Origin of the sequence: Arthrobacter sp. ZGTC412 (assembly GCF_002929215.1) — a bacterium.
In the GTDB taxonomy this organism is placed as follows: domain Bacteria; phylum Actinomycetota; class Actinomycetes; order Actinomycetales; family Micrococcaceae; genus Arthrobacter.
In genome coordinates this window covers 1-15,075 of the sequence record NZ_PJII01000015.1, presented here as the reverse complement: position 1 = coordinate 15,075, position 15,075 = coordinate 1, and the positions used below count along the sequence as shown (strand labels likewise).

At 60.4% G+C, this 15,075-nt stretch carries 13 protein-coding genes; 6 read left to right on the top strand and 7 right to left on the bottom strand.

Annotation, left to right across the window (positions count from 1 at the left end; genetic code table 11):
- The first annotated feature begins 89 nt into the window (after positions 1–89).
- The 5 genes from CXQ88_RS15650 to CXQ88_RS15625 all read left to right on the top strand — a co-directional run bounded on the left by CXQ88_RS15650 (position 90) and on the right by CXQ88_RS15625 (position 6,614).
- Entirely contained in the window at positions 90–674 is a 585-nt protein-coding gene (locus CXQ88_RS15650; RefSeq protein WP_181037568.1) for an adenylate kinase, read from the top strand.
- 741 nt (positions 675–1,415) lie between these two features.
- On the top strand, positions 1,416–3,407 hold the full coding sequence (locus CXQ88_RS15640; protein ID WP_146069232.1) for a linalool dehydratase/isomerase domain-containing protein: 1,992 nt from the start codon (positions 1,416–1,418) through the stop codon (positions 3,405–3,407).
- A gap of 518 nt (positions 3,408–3,925) precedes the next feature.
- Positions 3,926–4,633: a cytochrome c oxidase assembly protein gene (locus tag CXQ88_RS21905; RefSeq protein WP_181037558.1), complete on the top strand. Its 708-nt coding sequence runs from the start codon at positions 3,926–3,928 to the stop codon at positions 4,631–4,633.
- Positions 4,630–5,127 carry a hypothetical protein gene (locus CXQ88_RS15630; protein ID WP_104045068.1) on the top strand — a complete coding sequence of 166 codons (498 nt, stop codon included), beginning with the start codon at positions 4,630–4,632 and terminating at the stop codon, positions 5,125–5,127. Before CXQ88_RS21905 ends, CXQ88_RS15630 begins: the two co-directional genes overlap by 4 nt.
- A gap of 491 nt (positions 5,128–5,618) precedes the next feature.
- On the top strand, positions 5,619–6,614 hold the full coding sequence (locus CXQ88_RS15625) for a ketopantoate reductase family protein (RefSeq protein ID WP_258061920.1): 996 nt from the start codon (positions 5,619–5,621) through the stop codon (positions 6,612–6,614).
- 573 nt (positions 6,615–7,187) lie between these two features.
- Here the strand turns inward: CXQ88_RS15625 and CXQ88_RS15620 are convergent.
- From CXQ88_RS15620 to CXQ88_RS15600, 5 genes are all read right to left on the bottom strand, one after another.
- Entirely contained in the window at positions 7,188–7,790 is a 603-nt protein-coding gene (locus tag CXQ88_RS15620; RefSeq protein WP_104045067.1) for a TetR/AcrR family transcriptional regulator, read from the bottom strand.
- Between the two features lie 269 nt (positions 7,791–8,059).
- On the bottom strand, positions 8,060–8,926 hold the full coding sequence (locus CXQ88_RS15615) for an alpha/beta fold hydrolase (protein WP_104045066.1): 867 nt from the start codon (positions 8,924–8,926) through the stop codon (positions 8,060–8,062).
- A 46-nt stretch (positions 8,927–8,972) separates the two neighbouring features.
- Complete coding sequence (locus tag CXQ88_RS15610) at positions 8,973–9,971, bottom strand: NADP-dependent oxidoreductase (protein ID WP_104045065.1); 999 nt, start codon at positions 9,969–9,971, stop codon at positions 8,973–8,975.
- Between the two features lie 310 nt (positions 9,972–10,281).
- Positions 10,282–10,998 (bottom strand): SDR family oxidoreductase, encoded by a 717-nt coding sequence (locus CXQ88_RS15605; protein WP_104045064.1) that lies wholly within the window; start codon positions 10,996–10,998, stop codon positions 10,282–10,284.
- A gap of 130 nt (positions 10,999–11,128) precedes the next feature.
- Positions 11,129–12,205, bottom strand: a complete 1,077-nt coding sequence (locus CXQ88_RS15600) for an alkene reductase (protein ID WP_104045063.1) — start codon at positions 12,203–12,205, stop codon at positions 11,129–11,131.
- A 340-nt stretch (positions 12,206–12,545) separates the two neighbouring features.
- On the opposite strand from CXQ88_RS15600, the gene CXQ88_RS15595 reads away from it, so the two are divergent.
- Entirely contained in the window at positions 12,546–12,857 is a 312-nt protein-coding gene (locus CXQ88_RS15595; RefSeq protein WP_258061919.1) for a plasmid pRiA4b ORF-3 family protein, read from the top strand.
- Between the two features lie 399 nt (positions 12,858–13,256).
- Here the strand turns inward: CXQ88_RS15595 and CXQ88_RS15590 are convergent, their stop codons facing one another.
- Positions 13,257–14,108 (bottom strand): hypothetical protein, encoded by an 852-nt coding sequence (locus tag CXQ88_RS15590; protein ID WP_104045062.1) that lies wholly within the window; start codon positions 14,106–14,108, stop codon positions 13,257–13,259.
- Positions 14,105–14,752 carry a SatD family protein gene (locus CXQ88_RS22705; RefSeq protein WP_104045061.1) on the bottom strand — a complete coding sequence of 216 codons (648 nt, stop codon included), beginning with the start codon at positions 14,750–14,752 and terminating at the stop codon, positions 14,105–14,107. Before CXQ88_RS22705 ends, CXQ88_RS15590 begins: the two co-directional genes overlap by 4 nt.
- Positions 14,753–15,075 lie beyond the last annotated feature (323 nt).

Sequence of the window (15,075 nt, the reverse complement as noted above, 5' to 3'; positions counted from 1 at the left end):
GCACGAGACGGTCAGCAATCAAACCGCGCAGACATGCAACAGTAAAATCCCAAATCCCTCCACTATGAAAGGCCAACACAATGACGAAAATGCTGATAATTGGACCTCCCGGTTCCGGAAAAGGAACCCAGGCAGAGAAGATCTCGGAGCGCCTCGGCGTTGTGGCGATTTCCACCGGAGACATCTTCCGTGCAAACGTAATGGGCGAAACGCCGCTTGGCGTCGAAGCCAAGAAGTACATAGACGCTGGCGACTTTGTTCCCGACAGGGTCACCAACAAAATGGTGCGTGACCGGCTCAAAGAGTCCGACGTCGAGACCGGCTTCCTGTTGGACGGATACCCCCGCACCACGGCGCAGGTGGACTACCTCGATGAGATCCTCGCCAAGGGCGAGGCGAAGCTCGACGTCGTCCTCCAGCTAACAGCCGACGACGAGGAGCTGGTACACCGCCTGCTCGGCCGGTCCAAAGAGACAGGCCGGAGCGACGACAACGAAACCGTCATTCGCCACCGCCTCGACCTCTACCACGAGCAGACCGAAGCTGTGGTGGCCAAGTATGCCGAACGCGGGATCCTCACCCAGGTGGACGGCATCGGCCCCATCCAATTCGTGACCCAGCGGGCAATGGCGGCAGTTTCGGACGCCGCGTCTATAACCGCGCCAGCGTCGTAGGCAAACGTGGCATGAGTGTTTGGGGAGCTCCACCCAGCAGAGGGCCTGGAGTGCTCAGTGCGATGGCGATAACTGCAACTGTGGGTAGAACAACGACAGCGGATGGGAGATAGTGATGCCCGCCTACCGCCATGATGACTGGAGCCAGCTAGTCAGCGCCTTTGTCGAGGTTCGGAAAGACTGGCAACACCTGCGATACGGATTCGTAGACGACGCTATGGGTGATTCCTCGGCGCTCTGGCTTGCCGCGGATGGGTTGGATGGCAGAGTTCTCATATCAAAGGCTGAAGGTTATGAAGTGTGGGTCGAACCCCGTCAGCTCGAGGGCGCGCTTGCATACCGTATGACATCTTCATCGCTAAAAGGATTCGCTCCGTAAATACGCCAGCCCTAACAAGGGAAGAAGCCGGACGAGGCAATGACGGAACCGTTCCACTTCCCCGAGGGCGTCGGCGCAGCTGCGCGGGTTCCCCTCATAAGCATCAACCTTGCCCGCAATTTACACCCAATGCCCTGGGGGATGAGGACTCGCATCCCCCTGGCAGGGTAATAGTCCGGGTGATTTTACCCGGTTCTTCAGACCCGGGAGCGAATAGTGTGTGATGCGCGACATGCCACCCGCGGAATCCAACGAAGTATTGCTGCTGCCACCTACCGGTCACTTAGACCTATTAAAAGGTATGTGTCGAAAGGATAGAAGTGTCGATCACGTCTGAAACACAGCTGCCCCGCACCGACGTCGTGCTCGATGGCAACGAACGTAAACCAGCCCTTTGGCCGGTCAGGTCCCAACCATATGGTCCCGCTACCGTGCGCCGCCAGTGGCGCACTCGAATGATTTATGCCCTCGTCTGCGTCTTGGGAGTTCTGCCCTTACTGCTTGGCGGTGCGCCTCAACTCAAGGCCTTCGGCCTCGGCCTGCTATTTCCCGGCGCCGGTATGTTTTATCCCGGCGCCGGCGCGGTACTCGTAAACGTCCTATGGTTCGCAGCTACCATGGTGCTCTTCTCCATCGCCTTTGTGATTTGGTTTGGCAGTGGAAACATCCTGGCCCCCCTGGCCGTCTGGCTCGGAGCAGCCGCGGTTGGCGCTATTCGGGCCCCAGAACCAGGCAACGACTGGCTGGTGGCAGTCCCCATTGCCGGGGCAGTAATCTTCGCCGGTCTAAACAGACTCAAGGCACAGCGCCACCTCAAAGCCTCACAAGCGGAAATCGCAAAACGGAACGCGAGGTTGGCCGATGCAACAGTTCCGGCACGGCCTCGATTCATCCCGGAAAAGCAATTCGTGGGCGAAGAATTGGACCAGGACGAGCTTGAGCACCTGCGCTTCGGTCTGGAAGGGGCGCTGCAGCCTGTTGATTCCTTCTGGGGCTTTGACCGCACAGAGCAGTTCCAGCTCTCCGCGACCCGCTATCAGATCAATTCCTTGGCCTACATGCTCGCCAATGCGCACTATGCAAAGATGCCCGCTTTCCACGGGTACATGGCACAAGCGCAACGGAACCTGATCGAAAAGATGCTTGTGCCCGAAGTCTGGCGGTACTGGCGAACGGAGAACCGCTGGGGGAACCTCCAAAACAGTGCAGACCCTGTCATTCGCGACAACATTATGCTTACCGGCTATTGGGGGATGCAAATCGGCCTGTACGAATCGATCACCGGAGACACCAGGTATGGTCAAGCCGGTGCGTTGACTTTCGAATGGGACAAGAAAACGCGCTTCCCGCACGACTACCATTCGGTGAACCGGGCTCTATACGAAAACTACAAACGGAGCGATCTGGGATACTTTCCCTGCGAACCCAACTGGGTTTACGCTGCATGCAACGCCCACGGCATGCTCTCACTGATTCTCCACGACCGACTCCACGGAACTACCTATGCCGAGGAGATTTCAGACGCTTTCCGCTTCGCCCACGAGGTGGAGTTTGTAGCTCCCGACGGTCGGCCCATGGAAATTAAATCGACGCGCCTCGGCTGGAACTTCACCTTCCCGGCGATCTTCAACGGAACCCTGGGCAATCTATCCGCCAAAGGGGCTGGAAAGCCTCCGTCAAAAATTATTGGGTCTGGGTTGACCGGGGCTGCCCCAATGCTGGCAGGGGGAATCCTGCCCGACCTCACTGAACGGGACATCTTTTTTGGTGGGTACGAGGAGTCACGCCAGAAGATCCTGAGTGGCAAGACTGATCTGCATGCCATGTCAGCTCAAGCCGGCGCCGCTGTTTATCTGTCATCGCTTTCCCCAGCAGTGGAATACGGCGACGAAGAGCTGGCCAAATACATCCGGGAGGCCTACCGCGCCGATCCCAGCACCAACATTGTCCGGGAGAACGGTGTTGCGCATGTTCCGAACGAAACTCTCGGCCGCATCGGCAGCCTTTGGTACGGGATGTTCGGACGGCACGGATCCAGCTATGACCTCATAAACCGGGGAAACCTGCCCGAGTGGAACCGCGGCCCAATCCTGGAGGAAGTTCCCTACCCCCACGTTCTCGTGGCCCGCGCTGTCACCGATGGCGAATCTTTGAACGTAGTCCTGCGGCCAGGCGGGCCCGGGGGAAAACACCGGGTAACAGTGGCACGTCTGCGCCCGGGGCGCGACTATGTCCTCGAAGGCGCAGTCGACACAAGCGTCGTCGCCGATGGACAGGGGCGGGCCCACTTCGATGTAGTGGTTGAAAGGCGCCTCGAGCTCAGCGTGTCACCTTCTGCGCGGAAACATCCATGACGTGTTGCCTGGTTGCCGTCCTGCTCCTGGAGCGAGTCGTGCGCTTTTTCGGTCGTCCTTGGAAAATTCTGCTCAGACGGCCAGGGAATCCAGCTAGCGTCCCTCCGGCCTTGGGCACATGGAGCCAAGCGGTACTTGTTTCAGCATCCACTGCCCAGGTGCGACGTCGCCTGAAATGGCGTCTACTGTTTGCCGTCGTGGCTGAGCTTACCGCCGCCTGGTTGGTGTGGTTGTGGTTGGCACCAGGAGCCGGCGCTCAAGCGGAGCAAACAGAAACGCATGACGTGGCAACCTCCGCCCATCATCATGAGATGGCCCACGCCGCGGTTCAGGGGGCAGGGTGGCTCACGGCAAGCACAGTGGTCCTGGTGGTGGGCTCTGTTCTCCTAGGAATGACATGCAACGCACTAATTAAGCAGCGTTCGTCCCGCTTCCTAACGGGGTTGGGGGTTGCCTGTTGCCTCGTTGGGATCGTTCCCGTGCCTGCCTCGGGAGCCCCACCACTTCACGTCGTGGCCATGATCCAGCTTGAGCTACTGATTCTGGCAGCGCCTGCGCTCCTTGCCTTTGCATGGATTGGTCGTGGTGGCAGGGGCCTCAAATCGGTACGAAATACCGATTTGAGCGCGTCTGCGGCGATCCTCTCAACAGTCGCGCTTCCGATGGTGGCCTTAGCGTGGCATGTCCCCTCCATCGATGCCGCCGTCAGCGGGACAGGACTCTCAGCTTTAGTGCGGCCGGCCAGTTTCCTGGTTTGTGGTCTGGCGCTCTGGGGGTTCGCAGTGCACAGGCCGTCGGACGGGAGGTCGATGACCGGGGGCCGAATGCTGCTCCTGGCCTACGGAGCGAGTTCCCTGATCGGAATAGCCATGATTCTTGGACCAGCCCCGTTGATGTCCAGCGACCATCCCGGCGGTCTGCTGGTCAATTCGCTGACAGACCAGCGACTGGCAGGCCTTGTCATGATGCTTGCGGACATCCTCGTCGTGTTTCCGGCGCTCCGGAAGTGGCTGTCCGATGCAAGGAGCGTCCCCGGGCTTTCCCGCGACCCCGGCGTGACCGGCCTCCAGAATAGTATTCCCCCGCCCCAGATGGGCAAACCAGAGCCAAGGCAGCTTCAAGAAAAGGAGGAAACAGTGCGGACGACAGGCTTTCGCAAGTTCAAGAAATCTGTTTCGGCTGATGAGCCAAGGGCAGCGAGCGGAATGGGAGGGAAGACGGAATGAGCACCCGAAACCCTGCGGATCCGATTTTTTCCCGGGAAGTTCAGGTCCGTTGGAAGAATTACGGACGCGCCTGGTACGGCACGGTAATCCTCGCTTTGGGTGCCCTATCCCTTCTTTATCTCATCCTCCCTGCCTCTTGGCTCACCGCCTCAGACTCGGTCCAGCGGACTGCCACGTTCCTCACCATCGCCTTCGCAGGAGTCGGATGGGGACTGCTCGTCTTGCTGAGCCCAACAGCACCTCACTCCTCCGTGGGATTCGAGGAGAGGGAGGCGTCTATGTATGCGCGGGCAACCGTAGTCGGCCTGGGGCTCGGTTGGGTTATCGTCAGCATCATTGACCTCCACGCCTTCGGCGCGTATAGCCAACTCTCCGTCTGGCTAGAAGTCCCATTCCATGCCCTGGGCCTGGTTCCAGCTCTCACATTGTGGGACAAGGTTCAGCGCCAAGTCATCAAGAACTGGTACATGTTCGCACGACTCTTTTCTTTGTGAGCACTGGCCAAATTTGAAAGTCCCACAGCTGGCTTGTTACGAGCATAAAGACGAGGAAGGGGGCAAGTTTTGGGATTCAGGGCAATTCATGTCCAACCGGGCGGTGGATTCGAGAACGTAGATATTGGATGCGTTGAGGTGCGTGAACCGGGCCCAGGAGAAATCTCGGGGCGCATCTATGCCAGTTCCTTGAACGGCTCAAGCGGCGCGCCTTTTGTCAGGTTGGGGTGTAGTCAGTCAATTCAGCACGCAACCTGGACAATATGAAGGAGCTGCGAAGTATCCAAGCGGTTGTTCCGGGATGTAGTGGGCTGCCGCTCGTTCTCGGTGACGAAGCGGTATTAAACTCCTAGGGGAGTGGGTGCCCGAGTGCCGAAGTTAGCACCAGCACCCTTGGGTTCGCCCTGGCCGTCGGTGTCACAGAATTCGCGATTTATGGGCCCCTGCCGGTCACTGCCTATGCGGTTTATGACGAGCTCGACATTTCGGCGTTGATCTCGCTCCATAAACTGTCCGGACGTCGCGCAGGGCAGTGGCACCCTCCAGCTGTCAGTAGACGTGACAGTTACCAGCATTACGCGAAAGGAGTACTAACCATACGGATCCTCATTGTCGGTGCAGGTGCGACCGGAGGAGCTTTTGGCTCCCTCCTTCAGGAAGCCGGGCGGGACATTACCTACCTCGTGCGCCAGGGCCGGGCAGAAAAGTTACGGGCTGAGGGGCTGCGATTCGTCTCTCCAGGAATTGACCGCACACACCAAGTCCATACCATCACCGCCGGTGAGACTGCTGGCCAATTCGACATCGTAATTGTTACCGTCAAGGCCACTGCACTCGAATCGGCGATCACTGACCTGCGTCCATACGTGGGACCAGAGACCTACATACTGCCGTTCCTCAACGGTATGGCCCACATGGACAGGCTGAGCGAGGAATTCCCCGGCCGAGTACTGGGCGGCCTCGTGAAAATAGTCGCGACGCTCGACGGGGATACTGTTCGACAGCTGACAGAACTGACGACCCTGACCATCGGCCCCCTTACCGGCGCCAACGTACCGGAGCGCGTCGTCGAAACATTTGACGTACCGGGTATTGATCTCACTGTCAGCACTGACATCCTTGGTGCACTGTGGGAGAAATGGGCGTTCATCGCGTCCGCAGGCGTCATCACCTGTCTCTTCAGAGGACCGATTGGAAAGATCCTCGAGGCGGGCGGACTGCCCAGAATCACTGATGCCATCAACGAACTGGAATCCGTCGCCGCGAAAGCCGGCCACCCCGTCTCCAGTCAGGCCCACGCGCAGTCGGTAGCACTGCTCACCGAGCAGGGCTCCGCCTTCACCTCATCCCTGTATCGAGACCTTACCGCTGGCCTGCCCACCGAAGCCGAACATATCCTAGGAGACCTCGCTGAACGAGCCAAGCAGCTCGATGTCAACACGCCGTTGCTTGACCTGACCCTCATCCAGTTCCGAGCCGGCAGCTAAGCAAGGGGCGGAGGAGAAAACACGATCAACCCCTCTTCTCCACCGAACACGCCGCATGGGTGGCCGACGTAGCCGGCTCCGATGCGCCTTTTGTCCTGCTTTCCTGGACATCTCCGCCGTAAACCGGGTGCTGGCTGAGCACTTCTGACGAAAGGAGTCCGAGGAGAAAACGCCACCAACGATGGGGCAAAACAGCCTCTTTTGGGGGCACTCCCCCGCCCGTTTTAAGAGGCGATAACGGATATTCCGACAACCTGCCTGGGGCCGACTAGGCCGTGCTTGCTGATACCGCGGCCGGAACTGGGGGCACTCTGAGCCGTCCATGGCTGGGGTCAATTCAGGTTATCCACGGCTGGAAGTAGGAGCCGTTGGGGTAGCTCCCTAGCAGCAGTAGCGGTGGATAACCTATGAGAATTGTCCCCGGCTGTGGTCGGCGGCAAGCCTTTCTTCACCGCTGAAACGGAGATCAATTCCCACTGCTTCGGCAACTCAGGCAAAGACATTTGTCAGGTTGGGGTTTGAATCTAGCTGACATGTGACAAGCCTGGTGGCGATAGGTGAAAGCTTTTGCGGTCAGCGGGGCAGGAGCAGGCGGATTTGGGTCCTGATGTCCTGGACAATGTCGTCGACGCGAAGAGCGGGATCCGCACTCACTGCCATGCTGAGGAACATGATGGCCGAAGCGATGCGTGCGGTTGTTGCGGCATCATCGGCACTGATGAGTTCATTCCGGCCCAGGACGGCGGCGATGGCCTCCTCGGTCTGCGCGACGATGGAAAGGGCTTCACTGTGGTGGCGTTCCGTCGGGTCCCCGAAGACCATCTCGCGCAGGTAGGTGCGCCCATTGTCGACTTGGACGCGGTTGCACTCCACGATCGGCCGTACGATGGCCATCACTGCATCCAGTGCATCCGGGATGGTTTCAGCATTAGCCCGGCCCTGCTCCAGCGCTTTCGCGTAGTGCGCGTTCTGCACGAGCAGGAGGAGTTCTCCCTTGGTCTTTGCGTAAAGGAACAGGGTTCCGGTGCCGATATCGGCCTTGTCGGCGATTTGCTGGGTTGTGACATCCTCGACTCCATGTTCGGCGAACAGCTCACTGGCCGCGGCAGTGATGCGGTCCAGCTTCTCCTGCTTATTCCGCTCGCGTCGTCCGAGCGGCTGGGATGCGACGGGCATGAAGGTTCCTCCGGAACGTAAACTGACTAGAGTCAGTTATGACTATAACGACCGCGGAGATTCGAGGCACCCGAACCTCTCTACTTCTAGCAGTGGGGACCGTGGTTCACGTAGGAGAGCGCGACGTCTGTGTCATAAGCGCGTGTTGCCGAAGCCAGCGGAATGAGCTGGCGGGAAAGCTGCTTGACCACACTGCTAGTGAAGAAGCCATCGCGAGCCGTGCTGTCGGCCAACTCTCGATGATAAGACGTAGAAGTTCCGAACGTGGGTCAGTTGGCGAGGAAGTCGACAGCGGCGGGGGCGAACTTCGCGTGGTACTGGAAGATGCCGCCGTGCCCGGAGTCGGGGTAGATGAACAGCTCGGATCCCTTGATCCGCCGGTGCAGGTCCGTTGAGAGGGCGGATGGCACCATGCGGTCGTTGTCGCCGTTGGCGATGAGTGTGGGGTGCGTGAGTGTGGATAGGTCCGAGGGTGCGGAGCGGCCGAACGCCTGGATTGCCTTCAGCTGCGTTTGGAATGCACGGGTGCTGATCGGCTTGTCACGGTCGATGGTGCGCTCCTGGAGGCGTTTGATGAACGCTTTCGCTGCTGGTTTGCCGGTGGCGTTGCGGTTGAAGAAGAGGAATTCCTTGGGGTCGGACCTTGTCAGGGTTGCGCGGAGGATGTTCCAGTAGGTGGTGCCGACGACCTTGTCGATGCCTTTTCCTCCCCGCGGTCCGGTCCCGGTGAGCACGAGCTTGCGGACAAGGTCGGGATGCTTGAGGGCCAGGTCCTGGGCGATCATGCCGCCCAGGGAGAAGGAGAAAACATCGATTCTTTTGAACCCGAGGGCCTTGATGAAGGTGTAGGCGTCGTCGGCCATTGCCTCGATGTTGTCGGGCACCTGCCCGGTGGAGGCGCCGACACCGGGCTGGTCGAAGGTGATGACGTGGCGGGTCTTCGCGATGGGGTCGATGATGCGGGGATCCCAGTTATCCAAGGTGGCGGCGAGGTGCACGAAGAACACGACGGGGATGCCGCCCTTGAGCCCCAGCTCGCGATAGGCGTAGGTGACACCTTCGGCGGTGACGGCTTTGGTTGGTGCCTTCGCGTACGAGGTAACGGTGGATTCGTGCGGGGTGCCGGTGTTGTCCATGACGGTTGTTCTCCTGCGTGGTTTGTGAGGTGGAATGGGTGTCGGCTCAGTGGGTCAGGGCGACCACTGCTTTGCCGCGGATGCCGCCCGCGGCCAGGGACTGCAGCGCCTCTGGGGTCTGGTCGAAGCTGAAGACTCTTCCTACGGTGGGGCGCAGCACGCCGTCGTCGACCAAGGCGCTGATCTGGCGCAGTTGCTCCCCGCTGGCGCGCATGAAAAGGAACTCATAGCTGACGCCGAGCTTCCTGGCCTGCCGCCGAATTTTGCCGCTGAGCAGAGCGACTGCCAGGCGTAGCACAGGATTCAGCCCGGCTCCGCGTGCGAATGCCGGATCCGGCGGGCCAGAAATCCCAATAGCCTTGCCACCGGGCTTGAGGATGCGCAGTGACTTCTCGAGGTTCTCCCCGCCGAGGCTGTCGAGCACCAGGTCGTACCCGTTCAGGAGCTGCTCAAAGTCCTGGGTGCGGTAGTCGATCACGATGTCGGCTCCGAGGTCGCGCACGAAGCCGGCGTTGGAGCCGCTTGCGGTGGTTGCAACGGTCGCGCCGAGGTGCTTGGCGAGCTGGATAGCGATCGAGCCGACCCCGCCGGCGCCGGCGTGAATGAGAACCTTGTGCCCGGGTCGGACGTTGCCCTGCTCGACAAGGGCCTGCCATGCGGTCAGCGCCACCAGCGGCAGCGAGCCGGCCTCCTCCATGCTGGCCGATGCCGGCTTCAGCGCAAGGTCTTCCTCGGCGACGGCGATGCGCTCGGCGAACGTGCCGATGCGGTCCTGGTCGGGGCGGCCGTAAACCTCATCACCGGGCTTGAACCCGCGCACCTTTGCCCCGACCTGCAGGACTGTGCCGGCGACGTCGTTGCCGAGGATCAGCTGGAGTTCGTAGGGCAGGATCTGCTTGAACTCGCCCAGCCGGATCTTCTCGTCCAGCTGGTTCAGGCCCGCCGCCTGAACCTGCACGAGCACATCGCGGTCCCCGACTGTTGGCTCGGGGACGTCCGCCTCCCGCAGCGGCTCCCTGTACTTGGTGACGACGAATGCTCGCATGACGTGATGCTCCTTCTGGGGGTGGTGGTTTTGTAGTTGGTGCCATTGATGCAGCGATATCTCGGGGACGCCCCGCTCGGGCACCGGCAGGTGGTCGGTGCCAGCCGGCGATTCTTCAGCTGGCCGCTCTAATGATTACAATCAATTATGACTGTACTCAGATATCTTTTCAAGGGGAAGCCGCTTTGGGCATGACGCGGGGTTTGCCGCTGCCCCCTGCTCTGCTCCCTGCTCCCTGCTTTGATGATCGGGCTTGGGAAGCGCCGTGGTCAGTGAGGTGGTTGTTTATGACCACGGCGCCAAGGGTGTTCTAGGCGGTCTTGACGACGGCCAGTTGGGGGTAGAGAGCCTCGATGGGGGCGCTGAGTCCGGCTTTGAGCTGCATCGACGTCTCGTCGGCGAGAACCTCGTACTCGCCGGTTTCGACGGCATCCATTACGGTGCGTACGAGATCGGCCGGGTCCATCTTGGGGTCGGTGGCGTTCGCAGCCATCGCCGTATCGACGTACCCGACGTGGACCCCCACCACGTGGACCCCTTCGGGGGCGAGTTCCAGGCGCAGCGAGTTGGTCGCGGACCAGAGGGCGGCCTTGGTGGCGCTGTAAATGCCGCCGACGGCGTACCAGCTCATGGCGGAGTGGATGTCGATGATCACCGAGCCATCCTTCGCCGACAGGATCGGCGCGAAGGCGCGGGCGAGGAAAAGTGGGCCGAGGAAGTTCGTCTCGACGTTGGTCCGGATTTCCGCATCGGTGTGAGTAAGGATGCCCGAGCTTGCCACGGACGCTCCGGCGTTGTTGATCAGCACCGTGACGTCGCCTGCGGCTTCGACTGCGGCCTGAATGGAGGCGGAGTCTGTGACGTCGAGGGTGAGCGGGACGATGCGCTCGTCCTCCCAGGTTCGGGGGGTGCGGGCGCTGGCGTAGACCTTGCTGGCACCGCGGGCGAGGGCGCTGTGAACGAAGTGTGTTCCGATGCCGCCGTTTGCACCGGTGACGAGGACGACTGCTTCATTAAGTGAGGGCATTTCACAAACTTTCTTGTTACGAGGCTGCATCCACACCCGGTCGGCGCGGATGGTGCTGATATGTCTTAGGGGCCGCCAGCCCCTGGGCTCCAAGGGGAGCAAACAGGGCGGGCGGCCTGAGGGCAGCCGGTCAGGCGGGGACAAGGGTCGGGTAGTCGGTGTACCCGGAAGCTCCGCCACCGTAGAGAGTGGTCGGGTCCACCTCATTCAGAGGGGCGCCGGAACGCAGTCGCGCGACGATGTCGGGGTTGGCCAGCGCGAAACGGCCCAACGGGGCAATGTCAGCAAGGCCGGCCTCGATGTCGCCTGCGATCCGCTCACGGTTACGTCCGTAGCGGACCACCAGAACCGCCGTCGGCCAAAGATCCCTGAGGGAGCGGAGGAGTTCCTCGTCGCCCATATGGTGAAGGTGCAGGTAGGCCAGGTTCAGGGTGGCGAGCTCACCGACCAGGTGCCGGTACTGAGCGCGCACACTCTCGGTGTCGCCCTCATCGATTCCGCCCAAAGGCATGGCGGGGGAGAGGCGGACGCCAACCCTGTCCGCGCCGATTTCCTCGGCCACAGCCTGGGCGATCTGGACCACGAACCGGGACCGGTTTTCTACCGATCCGCCGTAGGAGTCGGCGCGGTGGTTGGCGTTGGGGGAGAGAAACTGGTGCAACAGATAGCCGTTAGCGCCATGGATTTCGACTCCGTCGGCGCCGGCCGCGATGGCAGAAGCTGCGGCGTGACGGAACTCAGCCACGGTGGTCCGGATATCCTCTATGCTTAGCTCTCGCGGCGTCGGCGTCTTCTGCAGCCCTGTTGGCGTGAATATTTCCTGGTCGGCGGGGATCGCAGAGGGCGCCACCGGCCGGCGGTGGTGGGGAGTATTGTCCGGGTGGGACATCCGGCCGGCATGCATCAGCTGGATGAACACTGCCCCACCGCCCGCGTGCACCTTGTCGGTGATCTTTCGCCAGCCTTCGATCTGCTCAGGGGTGTAGATCCCCGGCGTGTTCATATAGCCTTGCCCGTCCGCTGACGGCTGCGTCCCCTCGGTAATGATCAACCCCAATGAGGCGCGCTGCCCGTAGTACTCAGCGGCCAAGTCGCCCGGCGTGCCATCCGGGTTCGATCGGTTTCGGGTCATTGGTGCCAGCGCCAGTCGGTGGGGAAGGTCCAGGCGGCCAAGAGTGAACGGTTGCCAGAGAGAAGATGAGGTCATGGGTTTAGTCCTTTGCGTTCGATGTGTCATAACATCACCACCGCGACAAGCCGATGTTCGACCGTGAAGGACAGTAGCTTTACTAACTAACTCACACGGTGGTGACTACACTCATAACTGAGCAGAATCAGATTTTATTCCAGGTGATTCGTCTGCCCCTTAAGCGGCCGGACGGCGCGAGCAAAGGAAGCAGAAGAAGCTCTACCGGGGACCGCATCCGACGGCGCCGTGCGTCGGCCCCACGGCGAAGCGTGTCGCGCTTCTCGTGACCAGCGGCATCGGCGCGGACCGGCGCAATTCCGCCGCTGCTGGTAGAGCCCTCATTGGGATGTAAGAGCGGGTGTCCGTTCTCAATCTAGATGTCAGTCGCAACGGGGGCTGGCTACACAGGCTCGAGTTAATGTCCCGCCGGCCAGCGAACGCAGACACTGCGCCGGCCCGACTGATCGACGGCGCCCGGCGTGGCATGCTGGAAGACTCCGGAGGATTTTCCGGCTATGAGGAGATCATGGACGCATTGGCCGATCCGTCTCATCCGGACCACGCCGAACACTCCGCCTGGGTGGCCGACATAACCGGATCGGACGAGCCCTTTCACCCTGCTTTTCTCGACATTTCCGCCGTGAACATGAGGCTGGCTGACCGGCTCTGAGTCCCGGTTATTGGGAGAAAATTCCACAGATTAGGCGGCAGGAACAGCCCATCGTGCGGGCACTCCCCCAGCCATTTTCAAACGCCGATAATTTAGATTAAGTAAAGCTGGGGCCAGAAGGGGCTCCCCGCGTGCCGACAACTTGGTCCGCTAAGAGCCCCTGAGGCGTCGCCATTTGTCAGGAATCAGGCAGCGGCCTGCCGCTAGACGCCGAAGCATGCGAGTTGACTCATTGTCTAGGGAGCTATCGTTGTGGCGCAGCTTATGCTCACGGGCAGAGCGCCATTCATTTACGCTGTGTCAAGCCCTGGCGCAAGCTAGCCCGCAGGATTGGCGGTTCCGGCATAAGGTAATCGCTTATAGCCGGGACGATATTAGTCCACTGCTTATACTCCTTGACTAGCCCTTGTAAACAAGGTTTAGGTAGAGGACCGCGACGGCGGAAAGTGTCCAGCTCGCGAGGCTTCCTACTAGAAACTCCTCCGCCTTTGAGCCGGAAGCACGGTCCTCCGAGATCTCGGGGAAACGGACGATGCCCTTCGCTGCCGCCAGTGCCGCGATAATCTGCGGGACGCCGGCGAATGCAAGCACGACGATAAGTAAGCGCTCGATTGGGCCGATAATTCGGCCGCCCTTTAGCTCGGGGCCTCGTTTCGGCTTTTCTCCGGCCCGTACGCTCGCCACTTTGACGCTGCTGATGAACAGCTCCCACTTGTTCTTGGACTCCGCACCGGTTGCTTCGGCTTCTGCGCTGTCACCGGCTGCCCTTGACGCGTCTTCCTCGTGGGCGCGTCCGAGCGCTGCAAGCGTAACGTTGTTGGCGCTCTTCAAAAGAAAGAAGCCGACAGATACCGCCGCCAGGACGGTTTCAAGAGAAATGGACGCCGCGGATTTCAAAACTGCAGCCGAGTGAGCGTCTACAAGGAATCCCCTTGCTGTTTCAGGCGTTCGGTCGTAGGCCGTGATGGCAAAGACGAGAACGAACAACGAGATGGGTGGCCAGAGCCTGGAGGCGGGCACGCCCGAATCGCCGTTGTCCTTGGGCGTCGATTTTGAGGGGCGCGTGGCCCACACCCACACCAAGGAAATCACTAAGCAGCCGACGGCTATTAGCGGATCCAACCCCAGCCCGAAGACTGCCAGCGCCGCTATAGTCCCCAGAAGCACGAGCCGGAGCACCAAGGATGGCCAGCGGCGTCCGACTACGAAATCAACTAGGCCCACCATCAGAAGAAGTACGGAGCCAATCACTGGATTTCGCCTTGCAGTAGTTCATTCTGGGCTGCCACGATAGCCGCTCCCCCCGACCGACGTAAACTCTGCGAGACCGCAGACTGACTGATCTGTTCCTGTTCTGCCAGTTCGGATTGTGTATGTCCGTAAAGCGAGCCTGCAGTTAGCCGACGATCACGCGGGCGCATTGAGCTGATGGATGCGTCTCGGAGCAGCAAAAAGCTGTTGACCAGCGCCATTGCACCGACTTCCCTAGGTGTATTGGATATGAACCACGAGCGAAGATAAGGTTCTCCGCCATGCTCTCGTCGGTGCGTCTCCTCGATCGCTTTTCGTGCATTCCACCATGCCGATCCATCTTGGATAGCCCCTGGGGCCTGCTCATCAACGTCGACCGTTTCCCCTCGCCCCAATCCGAACCTGCAGTCCACATCTTCGGGAAGTGCTAGACGGACTTGTGTTGTCGTTAGAAGAGCGTGGCCCAGTGTTGGGAATATGGCTTGGAATTCGTCCCCGACTGTAGGCCAGAGAGGCCGGAGGGGTGGGCGCACCCGCAAGGCGTCTTCAAACGTGGCGCGGATGGACCTTTGGGCACCGACGCGATCTTGGAGCTTTCTGGATTTCACGATGTCCACGATGAGTGCGATGACAAGACCTGACATCCCATAAGCTTATAGCTTATTCCTGAACCTTTATAAGCTGACGACCGATTGCGGTTATGGGGCGAAAGGCCTTCAGCAGAGCAGGGACGCACGCCCACCGCCTTTAGACCAGCTATGCCGATATTTGATCTTTTGTAAGGCTACGGATTCATCGAATACGCAGGTATTGCCCTGTGGACGAGGTGCTGACTAAACGGCTGGAGCTAGTGGGCCCTTCCATCGAAACCGACGAGAGAGGGCCCACTGGGCCAAAGCAGGCACAGAGATCGATCTTTATCGTCCCTGAAGCGCCGCTGATCCACTACCTGGGGTGACGCGCCAAC

Excerpts from the sequence above, each read along its gene's own strand:
- CXQ88_RS15650 (WP_181037568.1), top strand. The coding sequence starts at position 90 with ATGCTGATAATTGGACCTCCCGGTTCCGGAAAAGGAACCCAGGCAGAG.
- CXQ88_RS21905 (WP_181037558.1), top strand. The coding sequence starts at position 3,926 with ATGATCCAGCTTGAGCTACTGATTCTGGCAGCGCCTGCGCTCCTTGCC.
- CXQ88_RS15630 (WP_104045068.1), top strand. The coding sequence starts at position 4,630 with ATGAGCACCCGAAACCCTGCGGATCCGATTTTTTCCCGGGAAGTTCAG.
- CXQ88_RS15620 (WP_104045067.1), bottom strand. The coding sequence starts at position 7,790 with ATGCCCGTCGCATCCCAGCCGCTCGGACGACGCGAGCGGAATAAGCAG.
- CXQ88_RS15615 (WP_104045066.1), bottom strand. The coding sequence starts at position 8,926 with ATGGACAACACCGGCACCCCGCACGAATCCACCGTTACCTCGTACGCG.
- CXQ88_RS15610 (WP_104045065.1), bottom strand. The coding sequence starts at position 9,971 with ATGCGAGCATTCGTCGTCACCAAGTACAGGGAGCCGCTGCGGGAGGCG.
- CXQ88_RS15605 (WP_104045064.1), bottom strand. The coding sequence starts at position 10,998 with ATGCCCTCACTTAATGAAGCAGTCGTCCTCGTCACCGGTGCAAACGGC.
- CXQ88_RS15600 (WP_104045063.1), bottom strand. The coding sequence starts at position 12,205 with ATGACCTCATCTTCTCTCTGGCAACCGTTCACTCTTGGCCGCCTGGAC.
- CXQ88_RS22705 (WP_104045061.1), bottom strand. The coding sequence starts at position 14,752 with ATGTCAGGTCTTGTCATCGCACTCATCGTGGACATCGTGAAATCCAGA.